1 protein-coding gene is annotated in these 1,252 nt (G+C 41.9%); it reads right to left on the minus strand.

The features are described from left to right. A partial coding sequence (dapE, locus tag ACFIK8_RS09550; protein WP_375669288.1) for a succinyl-diaminopimelate desuccinylase occupies positions 1-1,113 on the minus strand: 1,113 nt, incomplete at its 3' end. Positions 1,114-1,252: the final 139 nt, after the last annotated feature.

Raw genomic sequence — 1,252 nt, forward strand, 5'->3', positions numbered from 1 at the left:
GTTGAGGGTTTCTATTGCGTCAAGAGTCACACATTCATCTACCATATGCATCGTTTGTCCCGGTAAACCAAATTCAACCACTGGGCAATAATCTTTAATAAATCGCGCATCCGATGTGCCGCCTGAAGTTGAGTATTCTGGTATATTCCCTGTGACGCTTTCAATAGCATTTGATAAAATTTTAATGAGTTTGTCATTTTTAGTTATAAAAACACTCCCCAAGCTTGGAATCCATTCAAGCTGATAGTAGGGGTATTGATCATCATTGTTTTTTAATTGCACCGAAGCAAGACGTTTTTCAATTTCCGTCATAAGCGTTTCTTTTGTCCAAACATCATTGTAGCGTATATTAAAGCGGATCGTTGTCTGCGCTGGAATAACATTTACCGCAGGGTTATCCGTATCAATAGTTGTTAATTCCAAATTGCTTGGTTGAAAATTCTCTGTTCCTCGATCTAAAGCAGTTCGTGTCAATGCTTGAATAAGTTTACCTGCCCGCTCCGGAAAAGCAACATGACCTTGTCGACCTTTAACCGTCACGACACCAGAAAGTGATCCCCGGCGCCCAATCTTAATGACATCACCAACAGTTTTTACGCTTGTTGGTTCTCCCACAAGAGCTGCTGTCCATTTTTCACCTTTTTGCTCGGCCCATTTCAGAAGTTTGACCGTACCGTTAAGTGCAGGACCCTCTTCGTCTCCGGTGATCAAAAGGCTTACCATTCCTTTAATCGACCGTTTTTCAAGGATCCGAGCCAGCGCTGCAACAAAACACGCGATTGCGCCCTTCATATCAACAGCACCTCGCCCATATAATTTTCCCTGATCTATGACACCTGCAAAAGGAGGGTATGTCCAATCTTCTAACGCGCCTGGCGGCACAACATCAGTATGACCTGCAAACATAAGATGTCGTCCTTCTCCGCCCATCTTGGCATAAAGATTTTCAACATCTTCTGTATTTTTATCAGTAAAAACAGGACGCTTAACATTAAATCCCATCTTTGTTAAAATCTGTTCCAAAGTTGACAAGGCACCTGCTTCATAAGGGGTCACAGAAGGACAACGAATAAGCGCCTGTAGTAGCTGAAGTGGATCTGTAAGAACAGGCATAAGCGCTTTTCCAATCTAAACTGAGAGTTCTCAAAAATTAGGATTATTAAGCTGAATTATAAAAAAGATAAAGTAAAAACATTGAAGACACTCAGCAAATCAAGCAGGGAAAGACAAGTGTGCTGAGCCTTCAATGCCT

Source organism: Bartonella sp. MR168JLCBS (genome assembly GCF_042194175.1).